This window comes from Amycolatopsis sp. SB7-3, assembly GCF_041021335.1.
Taxonomy (GTDB): domain Bacteria; phylum Actinomycetota; class Actinomycetes; order Mycobacteriales; family Pseudonocardiaceae; genus Amycolatopsis; species Amycolatopsis japonica.
In genome coordinates, this window is record NZ_JBFPJQ010000001.1 from 1,494,240 (window position 1) to 1,509,120 (window position 14,881).

Here is a 14,881-nt window from a genome sequence, read left to right on the forward strand (position 1 = left end):
CGGGTTCTAGCTGAACCTGTCTTATGTACCTACTGTGGATCACATGGGATTCAGTCATCAGGTTAGTGCAGGTCAGGGCGGGCGTCGGCCGGTTTTGGACTCGTATGCGCGCCTGTCGCGGAATCAGGCGGGGAAGCTGGAGAAGTGCGAGACCCAGCACGCCGACAACCGGGATGTGATCGACCGGTTGGGCGGCGTGCTGGGTGAGGAGATCTCGGACCCGAAGCTGTCGGCCTGGAACCCAAAGGTGCAGCGTCCGGGCTGGGAACGGATCATGAAGCGGGTCGCGGCGCGGGCGTCGGATGGGGTGGTGTTGTGGAACACCGACCGTGGTTGGCGGCAGTCGCAGGATCTTGAGGACCTGTTCAAGCTGATCGAGAGCAAGGGCTATGACTCGTACACGGTGGCGTCCTCACACGGCCGTTACGACCTGACCGACTACAACGACCGGTACCAGTTACGGCAGGAGGTCGCGCACAACCAGCGCAACTCCGATGAGGCGTCCCAGCGGATTTCGCGGCGATTCGAGGTGCTGCGCAAGCGCGGTATTCCGCATCACCAGGGACGCCGGTTCGGGTTTCCCGGTCTGGACCGGACCGTGCCGCGTGAGGAGTGGTTGGACGAGGACGGGAAGGACATCCGTAAGCCTGTTCCGGCGGAGTTGGTGGAACGGGAACGCAAGGCGTTGCGTGACGCCACGGACGCCGTGTTGGCGGGGGTGTTTCAGTCCACGATCGCGGATGAGTGGAACGCGGCGGGACTGCTCACGATCACGGGTAAGACGTGGCTGCCGCGCCAGGTCGGGGAGGTGCTGCTCAGGCCGATTAATGCTGGTCTGATCGAGCATGACGGCGTGGTGGTGGGCACGATGCCGGGTGAGCCGATCGTGAAACCGGAGACGTTCACGAAGCTGCGCGCGTTGTGTGCGGGGCGGACGCAGGGCCAGCATCCGAGCGGGGTCTACGTGGGGTCGGGGATCTTGCGCTGCCCGTTATGTGGGCGAGGTGTGAGCGGGCGCCCGCATTCGGGGAACTACCCAGATGGTGAGCGGCGACGTCAGTACGGGTGCTCGAAGAGTTCGGGCGGGTGCGGCAAGGTCGGCGCCGATATGAGGCGGGTGGATCGTGAACTGCGCGGGCTGGTGATCTCGCGTCTCTCGGACGCCAAGCACGCGGCGGCGATCCGCGCCGCGCGTGCGCGTGTCTCGGAACGGCTCGCGGAGATCCATACCGAACTTGGCGAGTGTGAGCGCCTGCTGACGTCGATCGCGGCGAAACTCGGCGCAGGGAAGATGACCGAGGACGCCTATGACGCGGCCAATGAACCGCTGATGGCCACACGCGCGCGGTTGGAAGCGGAGCGGGACGAACTGACCGGCGGGAACCCGGACGGCCCTACCGAGGCGATGAGCAGAGAGGACGCGGCGGCGCAGTGGGACGCGGCCGAGTTCGACGAACGCCGCGCGATGCTCACCGACGCACTCAGCGGCGACACCCTCTATCTGGACCCTGCCGCCAAGAACGGGAAACGGCAGTTCGACCCCAAGCGGGTGCGAATCGACCCGCGCAAGCCCAAGCGCCGTACGCGCGGCCAGCACGCGGCCTGATAGAGCAACGACCCGAGGCCACACCACCCCGGAAACGGGGGGCAGGTGTGTCCTCGGGTCGTCGGTGTGTCAGGCCGCGCGGCGGCTTTCGTCGTTCCTCTCAGCGTTAGCGGCGTGGCGGCGTTTGTCGATGCGGTTAAGGATCACCGCGAGTGAGGTGATCCGTTCTTCGGTGAGCGGCGGGAGGTCGGCGACTTTCGCGGCCCACCGGTCAACCGCTTCGGCGTCGAGCCGGGCCTGTTCTTCGGCGTAGGTTTCCCTCCTGCGGGTGGCTTGCTGGGTGGTCTTGAGGTGGCGGTGCGGGCGTGATTGCCGGGTGGGCATGGCGGCGGTGTCCTCTCGGCGCGTGGTGCGGGAATCGGAGGTGTGGGTTCGGCTGGCGGCTCCTTTCCGGCGGTGCTGGCAGGGGCGGGCACGTCGATGCATGCCCCGGTCGCGAGGTCGTAGACGGACAGTTGGCGGGCGGCGCGTCCGTGGTCGAGGGCTTCGGCCAGGGTGGGCACCACAATGGACACGTCGAGGTAGACGCGTCCGGTGTCGGGGTTGTGCCAGCCGCCGAACGCCCGCCCCGCCACGTGCAGGATGGAGGCGTGGCGGGTGAGGTAGGCGGCGAGATCATCGGCGGTCACTGGTGCGTCGATGACGTGCTCGTACTGCGGGTGCACCGACACCGCGAACCCCGTACACGGCGTGACCCCGGTCGTGGGGTCGATGGTGAATCCGCCGTCCGGGACGGCACAGGCGGCGGCAAGTTCGGCCAGCAGCGCCACGGTCAGCCCGTCTTCGTGGTCGGTGGTGGCGCGGTGGTTCATGCGGACCTCCGGGGCGTGTGACCGGACGGGGAGTCCCACCACGCGGGTTCACGGGGCGGCGGTGGCGAGGCGCTGAGTAGCGGCATGATCGCCTTGTCGCCCGGCTGGAACGCCGCTTCCCCATACGGCAGTTCCGGGGCGTGGTGGCGCACCCGTGGACCCCGTTCGGGCAGATTCGCCAACGTGAGCCGGGTGACCGGACCGTGATCACGGCCGGACCACAACGCCCAGACGTCGCCCGCCGGATCATCGGCGCCCGGCAGGTCCCGCGCGGTCGTCGCGATCACCACGCCCGGATCGTGTCCACCGAGGAACTTCACCAGCCCCGCCCGGAACGCCTGTTCCCGCCGCGCGGAGTGCAGGGAGAACAGCAGCACCCCGAACCGGTCGGTGTAGAACGCGCTGTAGGCAGTGATCTTGCGGGCCAGCACCCGCAGCGACTCGGTACCGGTGTCGTATTCCAGGAAGAACCTCACCGCCCGCCCACCGGATTCCCAGCAGCCGTAGCCGTCCGGCCGTACCCGCGCCTCACTTCCATCGGTCCCGTGGTTGGTCCAGAAGAACTCCGCCGAGCGGCGTTCCGGCCACCACTGCGTCAGCTTCCCCGCGCCATCGGTGCGGGCGGGGTTCGAGTGCGCGGCCAGCCCGCAGAAAAACCCGTTCACCCCGAGCTGATGCGTCAACGTCGGCAAGAACGCGAGCCGTTCCAGCCGTTGCATGTGGGCTTTCGCGGTCGGCGGGGTCACCGCCCGTGCGGCGGCGATCAGCCGTGCCCCGGAGTAGCCGAGCGTGTACCGGGCCTCACTGGTCCCGCCGAACATGTACGAGTCACGGAACGCGAACAGCACACCCAACGACCGCAACCGCGCCAACCGGTCTAGCGCCCGGCGCCGCGACGAGAACTCCACCGACGCGATCTGCCCGGTGGTCAGGACCTGGTGTTCGGCCAGCAGCCACAACAGACGACGATCGCGTTCGACCAGGCGGAACCAGATCCCCGGATCTGGTTCGCCGGGCCTGACCGACCTGGCCGGCGACCGTCCCGCGGCCGCAGCCGGCGACCCCGCGGACCCCACCTTTTTTCGGGTGGATGATGACTTACACCCCCTCAGTCGGCCTCCCTCACCGGACCGCCGAACCCACGCCGTACCAGGGGACACGCGGCCAGCACCCCCGGCGCTTGGGGCGGCGGACATAGAACGCCGAGCCGACGCCGAAGCATCCGCCGAACCAACCGCCAACCCATCCGCACCGCCGCCACCACGACCATGCGAACCATTGCCGGGCGGAACCGCGCCCTGCGGCGTGTGCGTAGTTTTCCTGTCAGACATGAGAAACAACCTCTTTCGTGAACCGTGCGACGAACCAGGCGAGACGAAATAGAGCTATTTAGTTGCCCCTCGCTATGGGCCTTCGGCGATCACCTCCTAACGCGGGAACCTGTCACCTGTTAACTCCAAAAAAAACGCTGTTTTGGGACATTGCATTGGCGAATACTTCGTTTTCCCTCGAATGGGCGGCGGGGTCGGTCGGCCTCCCGTCGGCCGGGACCTCAAGCGGCCTCGCCAGCGGCTCAGTCGCCCCCTTCCCAGCGGGTGGGGCGGCACAGCTACGACGCCGACCATGCGCCGCACCATCCGCCGGACCTTGTTCGCCGGGGCAATACCGAGAAAGCAGCGCTTTTGCGCCACGGTTTGCCCAAGAACTTCTTTCACGTTCAGGCGACGCGGGCGCCTTGCCACCTCCTTTCGCTGCAAAAGGCCGGTTTTCGGGCCGTTTTTCGACACCGGGCGCAGCGCGATCACCCGAAAGCACCAGTGCCTGGCGCGCGTTCACTTCTCCCGACATGGGGTGATGGGGCGCGATTGATGGCAGCGACAGACGGGTCGACGACGAACCGGGGGGTACGCTGGTCTGGTAGTTCTCCGCGTGCGACTCCGCGAATGAGGGATGCGAAATGTCCTCGCCGATCGGCAACAGGCTACGAGAGCTTCGTAAAGCTCAAGGCAAGTCGCTAGCGGTCATCTCCGGGTTGGCTGGCATTTCGCCGTCGTACCTGTCTCGGCTCGAATCCGGCGATCGGGCGCTTGACCGCCGGTCGCTCCTTGTCTCCCTCGCCAACGCTCTCGAAGTGGCGCCGAGCGAGATCACCGGGGCCGCCGCCATCACCATGGGTGAACTAGAGGAAGACCACTCCCTAAACCAAGTACGACTCGCACTTCTCGCCATCAGCATGGGCGACCCGCGTGGGGAAGTCCTGCCCCTGGAAGCCTTGATGGTCCGAGCTTCGGACCTCCTCGCCAAGCAAAGAGAGTGTGACTACGCCCTGGTCGGGACCCTGCTGCCGCAACTGATCAGGGACCTCCATGCCAGCCTGGATGCCCGGCGTGACGAGCGCGAAATTCTCCGGCTGCTGGTGGCAACACACGTGCAAGGCACTCAAGCGTGGCTTGGTGACATCGGCGCGAGTATGGACCTCGCTTGGCAAGCCGTCAGCCTCGCGCAACGCGCGGCCGAACGGCTCGATGAACCACTGTATGGGGCCGTGTCGGCTTTCGGGACATCGTTCGGGCTGATCGGCGCCGGAGGCTTCGACATGGCCGCCCGCACGCTTGCCGATGCTGCTCCTGGTACCGCGACCTTGGCGGACATGCAGGTGTCCGGGATGCTCAGTCTCACGTCGTCGCTGGTGTCCGCAGCTCAGAAGGACAACACGCAGCGCGTAGCCGCGCTTGACTATGCGGCCGATCTGGCAGCTCACGTCGGCGAAGGCAACAACGCACTGTGGTTCGGTTTCGGACCATCGAACGTGGGCGTGTGGCGCATGTCGGTGGCACTAGAAGCCGGAGAACACGCGGACGCCGTCAAGATCGCTGAGACGGTCAATCCGGATGCGCTCCCTACGCCAACGCGGCGGTCGGCCTACTACCGCGAGTACGGGCGCGCCCTCGCTAGATTCCCGAAACGCCGTGACGAAGCCGTGCTGATGCTCCGCCAGGCAGAGAAGATCTCTCCAGCACGTATTCACCGCCACCCCTTCATGCGCTCGATTCTCGCAGAACTCGTCGCCAAGGGCACCAAACAGGCAACTATCGGCCGCGAGCTTCGCGGTATGGCGTACCGGGCTGGCTTGCGCGTCTAACTCGAACGTGTAGCCCATTCGAGTGTTTGCCACCGTGGCAAGTTTCGGATCTTGACCGGCTCGAAACTGTTGAGGTGACTACGCATGAAGGTGGAACGCCTCCGGCGAGTGGCGGGGAGAATGAGAATGACCGGAATCGGAATGCTCGGCATGGCCGCGAAAAGCATTGTTGCAGCGGCCTGATAGATCTTGGATTCGACAACCGGGGTCGTCGCCGCGCTGGTGAAATCGACCTTGAAAACCGTCGTCACGGTACGATGATCGCGGAGATGACCGCCGCCGACTGGGCGGAAGCCGCCCGAATGCTGCGTGCATGGGACGCGGGATGGCGACCATGATCCATGGGGCGCGGGCGGGGCGAAATGGCGGACTGTATATCTGCTGGCATCGCAGCCAGTGCGACGGGCTGGACCATGCGGTCACAGACGAGGAATTCTTCCGCGCGCGCACGGAAAACTCCTGCGGACGGTACGGGGCATTGTGCGGTCACGTAGTGCTGGCGGCGCCGATGCTCCTGCCGAACGGCCGCCCCTGCGAGGACTGCCGCGCGTACGTGAGAGCCTGGTCGGCTGCGCGAGCTATTCGGCATCAGCGGCGACCGACACGTCATCGCGCACCATTTAGATGGCGTCGGTTCATGCAGAAATGCGGCCGTCCTAGCGTGCGGCCACCTCCTGATCCCCCGGTGGACAGCTAGCCCGGAAACATTGGCAGCGAACGCCTTCTAGTTGCATGGCCGCAAACTCGCGAACGAACTAGGAATAGGACCAGATCATGAAGACCTGCGGTGCGATACCGTCAGCTGACACGACCAACGACAGGGACGCGATGCAGGAAGTTGTACGGGTTCAGCGTCAACTATGCAGGATCAGGAAATTTCGGGGCTGGACTACGAACTACGTAGGAATTCGCCTGGGCGTTCACCCGTCGACCGTTTGGCGATGGGAGAACAACCCTGCTTATGCCAGTAACGTTGGCGAGCTTCAAATGTATGCACGTTTCCTTGGCTATACGCTTCGTGTTCTGGTCGTCGCCAACGACGATCACAATGAATTAAAGTCCGAGATCTTCGAATATTCCCAGCAATCCGATGACTTGATTTCCGGCGAGAGTAGTATCTCATGACAGGCGACCGATTCGGCATTGGCCGCTACTCATTCGCGGGTGGCTGAGGCCAAAACGTCGCCCGTGGGAGAGACAGAGGTCCTTATCCTCGCTAGCAACACCCGTTGCCACGTCACCCGCCGATGCCCATCGCCGTGGTACACCCCGCAGCACCGAACCGGGCCAGGAAGATCACGTGTGGTTCTCCTGCCCTGCTTGCCCCAGCAAGCAGGGCAGGAGAACCAAATCCGCTGGTCACGAGTAGGTAACTTAAACAGGGTCAGCTCTAACCCGAAACGCCACTCACGACCCACGCGACCAGGCGCTTATCCCCCGCTTACCCCCTCCCGGGGCAGACTGACTAGGTGAGAGTGCTGGTGGTGGAAGACGAGCGGCTCCTGGCGGACACGATCGCCGAAGGCCTGCGACGGTTCTCCATGGCCGTCGACGTCTGCTACGACGGCGCGCAGGCCCTGGACCGGGTGGGGGTGCACGGCTACGACGTCGTCGTGCTCGACCGGGACCTCCCCGTCGTGCACGGCGACGAAGTCTGCGCCGCGGTGATCGGGACCGGCGGCGAGGCGCGGGTCCTCATGCTGACGGCCGCGGCCGACGTCAACGACCGGGTCGCCGGGCTGGGCCTCGGCGCCGACGACTACCTGACGAAACCGTTCGCGTTCGCCGAACTCGTCGCCAGGGTGCAGGCGCTCTCGCGGCGCGCGCGGCCGGCGTTGCCGCCGGTGCTGGAACGCGGCGGCGTCGTCCTCGATCTGCCCCGGCACCAGGCGTCCCGCGACGGCCGGTTCCTTCCCTTGTCCCCCAAGGAGTTCGCCGTCTTGGAGGTGCTCATGCGCGCCGAAGGGACCGTGGTCAGCGCCGAAGAACTGCTGGAGAAGGCGTGGGACGAACACGCCGACCCGTTCACGAACGCCGTCCGGGTGGCGATGATGACGTTGCGGCGCAAACTCGGCGAACCGCCGCTGATCGAGACCGTGCCCGGCGCGGGTTACCGGTTCGGGTCGTGAAACCGCTCCGGCTCTCCGTCCGCACCAAGCTGACGGCGCTCTACGGCGGAGCGTTCCTGATCGTCGGGCTCGCCCTGCTCATCGTCAACTACCTGCTGGTCAGCTCGACCCTGCCGGATACGGCCACTTTCGCGAACGGGGCGATCGCCGGGGCCCAATTCGAGGTCGCCAGGGCGTATCCGCTGGACACGACGACCATTCTCCCGGTCGAGCGCGCCCAGGCCACGCAATTAGTCGCGACGTCGATCACCGAATACCGCTCGGACGTCCTTTCCACCCTGCTCTGGCAATCACTGGTGGCGCTGGCGATCGCCGGCGGGCTCGCGGTGCTGCTCGGCTGGCTGATGGCGAGCCGCGTGCTGCGACCGTTGCACGCGATCACTTCGACGGCACGGAAACTCGAGGTCGAGAACCTCGACCGGCGCATCGACCTCGACGGCCCCGACGACGAACTCAAGGAACTCGCGGACACCTTCGACGGCATGCTCGACCGGCTCGCCGTGTCGTTCGACAGCCAGAAACGCTTCGTCGCCAACGCTTCCCACGAACTGCGGACCCCGCTCGCGGTGCAGCGGACCCTGGTCGAGGTCGCGATGGCCGACCCCGACGCGAGCCCCGAGGTCCGGAAACTCGGCGAACATCTGATCTACACCAACGAACGCAGCGAACGGATGATCGAAGGCCTGCTCGTACTCGCCCGCAGCGACCGCGGCCTGGCCGCGCGAGCCCCCGTGCGGCTGGACGAAGTCGCGGCGACGGTGATCCGGTCGGCGTCGGCCATGGCCGAGGAGGCGGGGGTGACGGTGGAGTCGCGGCTGCGGCCGCGGACGGTGTCCGGCGATCCCGTACTGCTGGAACGGCTGGTCACGAACCTCGTGCACAACGCCATCACCTACAACCGCCAGGGCGGCTGGATCCACGTCGACATCGGCGGCGATCCGGCGCTGGTGGTGCGCAACACCGGCCCGCAGGTGCCACTGGACGCCGTACCCGCCCTGTTCGAGCCGTTCCGCCGCCTTTCGGGCGACCGCACCGGCGACTCCCGCAACGCCGGACTCGGCCTGTCGATCGTCCGGTCCATCGCGAAGGCGCACGGCGGGACCGCGGGCGCGGAACCTGGCGGCCGCGGCGGCGGACTGGTCGTCCGGGTGCGGCTGCCGTAGATTCCCCCGATCGTGACTGTGCGTGTCCGGCGCGTCACGCGGCAAGCCGGCCTTCGCTCCCGCAGAATTCCCCTTGCCGTCATGAACAAAATAGTGAGCAGGACACATGACATCGGCGCGCCTCACACGTCAAGGCGACGCGCCGTTTTAACGTGGACACCCACAAAGGTGAAGAATCGGGGAGGCGAGAATGCGAGCGCTACGGGTGGTCGGGCTGCACGAGGACGGTAAGTCCATCGTGTGCGAGGACCCGGCGAGCCGCACGCGCTTCCTGCTCCCCGCGGATGAGAGGCTGCGAGCGGCGGCGAGGGGTGACATCACCCGCCTCGGCCAGATCGAAATCGAGTTGGAGAGCCAAATGCGGCCACGCGAGATCCAGGCACGAATCCGGGCCGGTGAGTCCGTGGAGCAGGTCGCGAGCAGCGCCGGCGTCACCGTGCAGCGCGTCGAGCGGTTCGCGTACCCCGTCCTGCTCGAACGATCCCGCACCGCCGAACTGGCCCAGCGGGCGCATCCGGTCCGCGAGGACGGCCCCGACGTCCAGACCCTCGGCGAGGTCGTCGCGCACTCCTTCGGGCAGCGCGGTCACGACTACAGCCAGGCGACCTGGGACTCCTGGCGAGGCGACGACGGCAAGTGGGTCGTCGTGCTGAGCTGGAAGGCCGGCCGTTCGGACAACCGCGCGCACTGGGCGTTCGCACCCGGCGCGCACGGCGGCACCGTGCAGGCCCTCGACGAGAACGCCGAAGTCCTGCTCAACCCCAACGCCTACCGTGCCCCGCGCACGGTACGGGCACTCGAGCCCGGCAGGGACGCGGTCGTCCAGCCGACTCTCGATTCGGTCCCGGACGAGCCGGTCGCGAAGGTGATCGACGCGCCGATAGCCGAGCCCGAAGAAGATGCCGAGCCACCACTTCCGGCTGACGAGCCGGAGGAAGTGGCCGAACCCGCTCCACGGGCGAAGGGGAAGAAGAACCACCCCATCGTTCCATCCTGGGAAGACGTCCTCCTGGGCGTCCGATCGCAACGAGGTTGAATCCGCACGTAGTGGCCCCTTCCGGTGGAGGGGCCATTACGTGCGTCCGGGGACCTGCGCACGAACCAGGTCGGCTCGCCGTGACTGAGCCGCTCGGAGGCTTCCGGCAGCGCGAGACAAAGCCGTCTGAGTGCGTCGAGCGGACCACCGGCCATGAATCTCAGTATCCTCGGGCCGGGGGGATTTCATGCAGGATTGGTACGTACGCACTGTCCGATTGCGTTTCCAGGTCTTCACGGGGACGCCGTACGCACATGTGTCGCCGATGGAATGGCGGATCGACCCGGAGGCACTCCGCGGCATCGCGCGGAGCCGCGGCTACCTGGAGATCGCGCCGATGTTCCAGGGCTCTCTGAGTTTCCAGTACGCGCCTCAGTACGTCCCGCCGGTTCCGGTCTTCGACGGGCCGGACCGGCCGGACAAGGATCGGGAACGCTGGCTGCTGAACCAGCTCACCGGCTCCGACCAGGTCTGGATCAGCCTCAAGCACGCGAACCTCTCCGCCCGTCGTGTCGCGGAGGTAGCCGAGGCCGAAGGCCTGCGTGTCGCGGCGGATTTCGGCGACCCCGCCGACCGGGTGCTCCTGCTCAGCCGGGATCCGTCGCCGCCGAGACTTCCCCTGCCCGCGCCCACGGGACTCCGGCTCCGCTACGCCTGGTTGAACCACATCGCCCCGGTCACCGTCCTCGTCCTCCTCGGCGCGGCTGCGGTGATCTCCGGAATTCCGTCGGGCTTCGAAGCGCCGGTCACCAACCTCCTGTTCTTGGCGGCCTTCACCGGCATGGTCCCGGCCGCGTTCACCACCGGCCTGTTCCCGCGCACCACCCGGGTCGGCTGGCTGGCCCGGGAATTCGACGGCAGCCCCCAGGTCGGATTCCCGATGCGGTCCTATCGAATTCCCGCCGACCTGGTCGTCCAGATCGCCGCCTATCACGGTTATGAGCTTTACGGGCAGTCGGCGACACAGGCTGGCGGGCCGGGTCTCAAGTTCCGCAAACGCTAGAAGACGACGATCAGCACGCCGATCCACGCGATCACGATCCCCGCGGCCGCGCCGAACGACGCCCACCGCACGATCGGCACCCGCCGCGCGAGCCACAGCGACGGCGTGATCCCGGCGGTCACGACGGCGGACGCGAGCAGCGCTAGCCAGCCGTTGGTCTCGCGCGCGAGGGTGTTCGCCAGTGCCAGCATCGCCACGACGACCACGGCCGCGACGAACGCCGAGACGGTCAGCCCGGTCAGCCACGGTGTCGGTTCCCCGGCCGGGTCCGGCGTGCCGAAAAGGCGCCGCGCGAGTTCGCTGCGGGGTGCGGGGGCCGGCGGGTCGATGACGACGCCGTCGCCGGACACGGGGTCGACGAATCGCACCGACGTGCCCATCGTGGCGGCGACCCGCTGGGCGAGCTGGCGGCCTCGCTGGGAGACCACGGAAGCGGCTTCGGTGCCGGAGGAACCGACGGCGGAGGCGACCCTGGCCCATTCGTGCAACGCCTGGGCGAGATCCGAACCGATCGCGAGCGAATGCGGGTCCACCTCGCGCGCGCTTTCGCCGCCCGGCCCGGCCAGCACCGCGCGTCCCTCACGGATCCGCAATTCCATGGGTTCTCCTCGTGATCGCTCGGGTGCTCACGATAGCGGTGGACGCGTCTCGTAGAACGCGATCGCGCCCGCCGTGGCGACATTCAGCGAATCGACGCCTTCCGGCATCGGGATCCGCACCGCGACGTCCGCGGCGGCGATGGCCTCGTCGGTCAGGCCGGGCCCCTCCGCGCCCAGCATCAACGCGACCTTCCCCGGTGTCTGGTCCCGTAACTGGCGCAGCGAAACGGAATCCGCACGAGGAGTCAGGGCCGCGATGCGGAAACCGCGGTCCCGCAGCGATTCCAGGTCCTCGGGCCAAGACCCGAAGGTGGCGAACGGGACGCGCAGGACGTGCCCCATCGAGACGCGGACACTGCGCCGGTACAGCGGGTCCGAGCAGCCGACGCCGAGCAGGATCCCGTCGACGCCGAGCGCGGCCGCGTTGCGGAACAGCGAACCGAGGTTCTCGTGGTCACCGACGCCTTCGAGGATCGCGAGCACCCGTGCGCCGTCGACGACCTCTTCCACCGACGGCGGCGGAACCGGCCGGTCGGCGACGGCCAGGATGCCGCGGTTCAGGTGGAACCCGACCACGTCGGCCATCGTCTCGGCCGAAGTCACGTAACCGGGGACGTCGACCGCGTCCAGGACCTCGCCCAATTCGTGGAATCGCCGCTCCACCCCGAGGAGGGAGCGGACCGGATAACGGGACTTGAGCAGCCGCTCGACCACGACGGTGCCTTCGGCGATCACGAAGCCACGCCCACCCGGCCTATCGGGACGCCGATCGGCTGTGGACAAGTCGCGGAAATCGTCGAGCCGCGGGTCGTCACGGTCGTCGATGGTGATCAGTTCAGCCACCCGGAGAGTGTGTCATCCGCTCCCTGCGCCGTGTTTGCGTCCGAACGTCGAAGGGTAGGTGGTACGAATGGAGGTATTTTGCTGTCAGTTAACCCCTAGTGACAGAGAGCACCAGTTTGGCCGCTAGCCGGGCGACAGCGATGCGTGAAACCGTTGGGCCGCCTGGCAGTCCCGCCTGGATCCCGCGGAGCGTGGCCAATGAGGAGCTCGACGAACATGGGTAAGAATCTTTCGGCGGACCCCTCCGAGCCGCAGGATCGCGGCCGCTATCGCCGGAAGGTCCAGCGCTGCCTCGACACCTTGGCCCGTATGCTCACCGACGGAAGTTTTTCCTTCCCGCGCAAGAACATCGGGCTCGAGGTCGAGCTGAACCTCGTCGACGCGGAGATGCGCCCGTCGATGACGAACACCACGGTGCTCGAGGCACTGAACGACCCGTCGTTCACCACCGAGCTCGGCCAGCACAACCTGGAGCTCAACGTGCCGCCGCGGCCGCTGGCCGGCGAATCCGCGCTCCAGCTGGAGGACGACCTCAACGCGTATCTGGGCGCCGCGTCGCGCAAGGCCGAGGAATCCGGCGCCTCGCTGGCGATGATCGGCATCCTCCCGACGCTGCGGCACGAGCACTTCGACCAGAAGTGGCTCACCAACAACGCCCGTTACTCGTTGCTCAATGACCGGATCTTCGCCGCTCGTGGCGAGCGCACGGTCCTGTCGATGGAGGGCGCGCCGCTGCCGGGAAGGCAGCCCGAGCGGCTGCGCAGCTACTCCGAATCGATCCTCCCCGAGGCCGCGTGCACCTCCGTCCAGCTGCATCTGCAGGTCGCGCCCGAGGAGTTCGCGGCGCATTGGAACGCGGCACAGGCGCTGGCCGGCGTCCAGGTCGCCGTCGGCGCGAATTCGCCGTTCCTGCTCGGCAAGGCGCTCTGGCACGAGACCCGGATCCCGCTGTTCCTGCAGGCCACGGACACCCGGCCCGAAGAACTGAAGAACCAGGGCGTGCGGCCGAGGGTGTGGTTCGGCGAGCGGTGGATCACGTCGATCTTCGACCTGTTCGAGGAAAACGTCCGATACTTCCCCGGCCTCCTGCCCGAGACCGATCGCGAGGATCCGATCGAGGCGCTCGACTCCGGGCAAGCGCCGAAGCTCACCGAGCTGCGGATGCACAACGGCACCGTCTGGCGCTGGAACCGGCCGGTGTACGACGTCGTCGACGGCCTGCCGCATCTCCGGGTGGAGAACCGGGTGCTGCCCGCCGGCCCGACCGTCGTCGACATGGTCGCGAACGCCGCCTTCTTCTACGGCGCGCAGCGGGCCCTCGCCGAGGCCGACCGTCCAGTGTGGACACAGATGTCGTTCCAGGCCGCCGAGGAGAACATGTACGCGGGCGCGCGCCGGGGTTTCGACGCGCAGCTGTACTGGCCGGGTATCGGCTGGATCCCGCCGGACGAGCTCGTGCTGCGGGTCCTGCTGCCGCTGGCGCACGAGGGACTGCGCCGGTCGGACGTTTCGGACGAGGCGAGAGAGCGCTATCTGGGCATCATCGAGCAGCGGTGTCTCACCAGGCGGACCGGCGCGGCGTGGCAGCGGGAGTACGTCCTGCGCGCTGAGGAGCGCGGCGCCGAACGGGAGACCGCGCTGAACCGGATGCTGGGCCGGTATCTGGAGCTGTCCGCCACGGAGACGCCGGTGCACACCTGGCCACTGGAGGCTTAGGGGGTGCCTCTCAAACCGAGGCTCGGCTGGGCCGTGAGGACACGCGCGCGCGTTTCTTTTCGGCCGGAGGCCTCGGATTTGCGGAGGTGGGCCGCTGTCACGGCCGGGTGAGTGACCAGCTGACGCCGCGGCCCGGCTACGGAAATCCGAAAGCGCGCTTTGAGACACCGGGTTTAGAGTTTCCTCCCAGGGAGGTGGCTCGTGCCCAAGATCATCGGCCGCTCGCTGGAGGAGCACCGGCGCGAGGTCCGCAGCAGGGTGTTCGACGTCCTGCGCGGCCAGCTGTACGAGCGCGGGTTCGACGCGATCACGCTCGCCGGTGTCGCCGCCGAAGCGGGCCTCGGCCGGACGGCGATGTACAACCACTTCCCCGACAAGGAAAGCCTGCTAGTGGCCTTCGTCGAGGACGAGGCGACGCGGTACGTCGAACGGCTGACGGCGGCCGTCGCGAAGGCCGACACCCCGGTCGAGAAGCTTTCGACGTTCGTCCGGCTCCAGCTGCGGGTGCTCGCCGAGTACCACCTGCCGCCGGGGACGGCGCTCGCATCGGCGCTGGCGCCCGCCGCGTACCGGCGGATCAGCGCGCACGCCGACCCGATCACCGGTCAGCTGCGGGAGATCCTCGCCGAGGGGGTGCCGGACGAGGATCCCGACCTCCTGATCCCGATGATCACCGCCGCGCTCGGCAGCCGTCAGGTGGTCGACGTGCCACCCGAACGGCTGGACGACGCGATCGAGGGAGCGGTCCGTTTCGTGCTCAGAGCGGTCGGGATGGCGGAAAACCGGTAAAATTAGGGTAGCCTAACCCGCAATCGTGCCTTACGCTCTTTCT

13 protein-coding genes and 1 pseudogene are annotated in these 14,881 nt (G+C 67.3%); 8 read left to right on the plus strand and 6 right to left on the minus strand.

Translation table 11 applies throughout. From position 1 onward, the window contains the following. Positions 1 to 43 precede the first annotated feature (43 nt). Positions 44 to 1,606: a recombinase family protein gene (locus tag AB8M46_RS07290; protein ID WP_394359896.1), complete on the plus strand. Its 1,563-nt coding sequence runs from the start codon at positions 44 to 46 to the stop codon at positions 1,604 to 1,606. A 143-nt stretch (positions 1,607 to 1,749) separates the two neighbouring features. On the opposite strand, the gene AB8M46_RS07295 is transcribed toward AB8M46_RS07290, so the two are convergent. Further along, positions 1,750 to 2,418 (minus strand): hypothetical protein, encoded by a 669-nt coding sequence (locus AB8M46_RS07295; protein ID WP_394359897.1) that lies wholly within the window; start codon positions 2,416 to 2,418, stop codon positions 1,750 to 1,752. Next, positions 2,415 to 3,377, minus strand: a complete 963-nt coding sequence (locus AB8M46_RS07300; protein WP_394359898.1) for a replication-relaxation family protein — start codon at positions 3,375 to 3,377, stop codon at positions 2,415 to 2,417. Before AB8M46_RS07300 ends, AB8M46_RS07295 begins: the two co-directional genes overlap by 4 nt. Before the next feature lie 998 nt (positions 3,378 to 4,375). Here AB8M46_RS07300 and AB8M46_RS07305 point away from each other — a divergent pair. Continuing rightward, a complete protein-coding gene (locus AB8M46_RS07305) occupies positions 4,376 to 5,560 on the plus strand; it encodes a helix-turn-helix domain-containing protein (protein ID WP_394359899.1) in 1,185 nt (394 codons plus the stop codon). Here the strand turns inward: AB8M46_RS07305 and AB8M46_RS07310 are convergent. Then, positions 5,557 to 5,811 carry a hypothetical protein gene (locus tag AB8M46_RS07310; protein ID WP_394359900.1) on the minus strand — a complete coding sequence of 85 codons (255 nt, stop codon included), beginning with the start codon at positions 5,809 to 5,811 and terminating at the stop codon, positions 5,557 to 5,559. The two genes, AB8M46_RS07305 and AB8M46_RS07310, sit on opposite strands and share 4 nt — an antisense overlap. 1,218 nt (positions 5,812 to 7,029) lie before the next feature. On the opposite strand from AB8M46_RS07310, the gene AB8M46_RS07315 reads away from it, so the two are divergent. The 3 genes from AB8M46_RS07315 to sepH all read left to right on the plus strand — a co-directional run bounded on the left by AB8M46_RS07315 (position 7,030) and on the right by sepH (position 9,888). Continuing rightward, positions 7,030 to 7,689 (plus strand): response regulator transcription factor, encoded by a 660-nt coding sequence (locus AB8M46_RS07315; protein WP_037348058.1) that lies wholly within the window; start codon positions 7,030 to 7,032, stop codon positions 7,687 to 7,689. Next, complete coding sequence (locus tag AB8M46_RS07320; protein ID WP_378427405.1) at positions 7,686 to 8,852, plus strand: ATP-binding protein; 1,167 nt, start codon at positions 7,686 to 7,688, stop codon at positions 8,850 to 8,852. Before AB8M46_RS07315 ends, AB8M46_RS07320 begins: the two co-directional genes overlap by 4 nt. 190 nt (positions 8,853 to 9,042) lie before the next feature. Continuing rightward, on the plus strand, positions 9,043 to 9,888 hold the full coding sequence (gene sepH / locus AB8M46_RS07325) for a septation protein SepH (RefSeq protein WP_038507911.1): 846 nt from the start codon (positions 9,043 to 9,045) through the stop codon (positions 9,886 to 9,888). 56 nt (positions 9,889 to 9,944) lie between these two features. On the opposite strand, the pseudogene AB8M46_RS07330 reads toward sepH, so the two are convergent. Continuing rightward, positions 9,945 to 10,043 (minus strand): annotated as a pseudogene (locus tag AB8M46_RS07330) (MmcQ/YjbR family DNA-binding protein); the annotation flags it as partial. A 110-nt stretch (positions 10,044 to 10,153) separates the two neighbouring features. On the opposite strand from AB8M46_RS07330, the gene AB8M46_RS07335 reads away from it, so the two are divergent. After that, on the plus strand, positions 10,154 to 10,891 hold the full coding sequence (locus AB8M46_RS07335; protein WP_394359901.1) for a hypothetical protein: 738 nt from the start codon (positions 10,154 to 10,156) through the stop codon (positions 10,889 to 10,891). Here AB8M46_RS07335 and AB8M46_RS07340 read toward each other — a convergent pair. After that, a complete protein-coding gene (locus AB8M46_RS07340; RefSeq protein ID WP_037348064.1) occupies positions 10,888 to 11,490 on the minus strand; it encodes a DUF2537 domain-containing protein in 603 nt (200 codons plus the stop codon). The genes AB8M46_RS07335 and AB8M46_RS07340 overlap by 4 nt on opposite strands. A gap of 27 nt (positions 11,491 to 11,517) precedes the next feature. After that, entirely contained in the window at positions 11,518 to 12,333 is an 816-nt protein-coding gene (locus AB8M46_RS07345; protein WP_394359902.1) for a TrmH family RNA methyltransferase, read from the minus strand. Between the two features lie 216 nt (positions 12,334 to 12,549). On the opposite strand from AB8M46_RS07345, the gene AB8M46_RS07350 reads away from it, so the two are divergent. Next, a complete protein-coding gene (locus AB8M46_RS07350; RefSeq protein ID WP_037348067.1) occupies positions 12,550 to 14,049 on the plus strand; it encodes a glutamate-cysteine ligase family protein in 1,500 nt (499 codons plus the stop codon). 201 nt (positions 14,050 to 14,250) lie between these two features. Then, positions 14,251 to 14,838, plus strand: a complete 588-nt coding sequence (locus AB8M46_RS07355) for a TetR/AcrR family transcriptional regulator (RefSeq protein WP_037348068.1) — start codon at positions 14,251 to 14,253, stop codon at positions 14,836 to 14,838. The last annotated feature ends 43 nt before the right edge of the window (positions 14,839 to 14,881 follow it).

Coding starts and splice junctions, on each gene's coding strand:
- AB8M46_RS07340 (WP_037348064.1), bottom strand. CDS start 11,490: ATGGAATTGCGGATCCGTGAGGGACGCGCGGTGCTGGCCGGGCCGGGC.
- AB8M46_RS07290 (WP_394359896.1), top strand. CDS start 44: ATGGGATTCAGTCATCAGGTTAGTGCAGGTCAGGGCGGGCGTCGGCCG.
- AB8M46_RS07305 (WP_394359899.1), top strand. CDS start 4,376: ATGTCCTCGCCGATCGGCAACAGGCTACGAGAGCTTCGTAAAGCTCAA.
- AB8M46_RS07350 (WP_037348067.1), top strand. CDS start 12,550: ATGGGTAAGAATCTTTCGGCGGACCCCTCCGAGCCGCAGGATCGCGGC.
- AB8M46_RS07295 (WP_394359897.1), bottom strand. CDS start 2,418: ATGAACCACCGCGCCACCACCGACCACGAAGACGGGCTGACCGTGGCG.
- AB8M46_RS07335 (WP_394359901.1), top strand. CDS start 10,154: ATGGAATGGCGGATCGACCCGGAGGCACTCCGCGGCATCGCGCGGAGC.
- sepH (WP_038507911.1), top strand. CDS start 9,043: ATGCGAGCGCTACGGGTGGTCGGGCTGCACGAGGACGGTAAGTCCATC.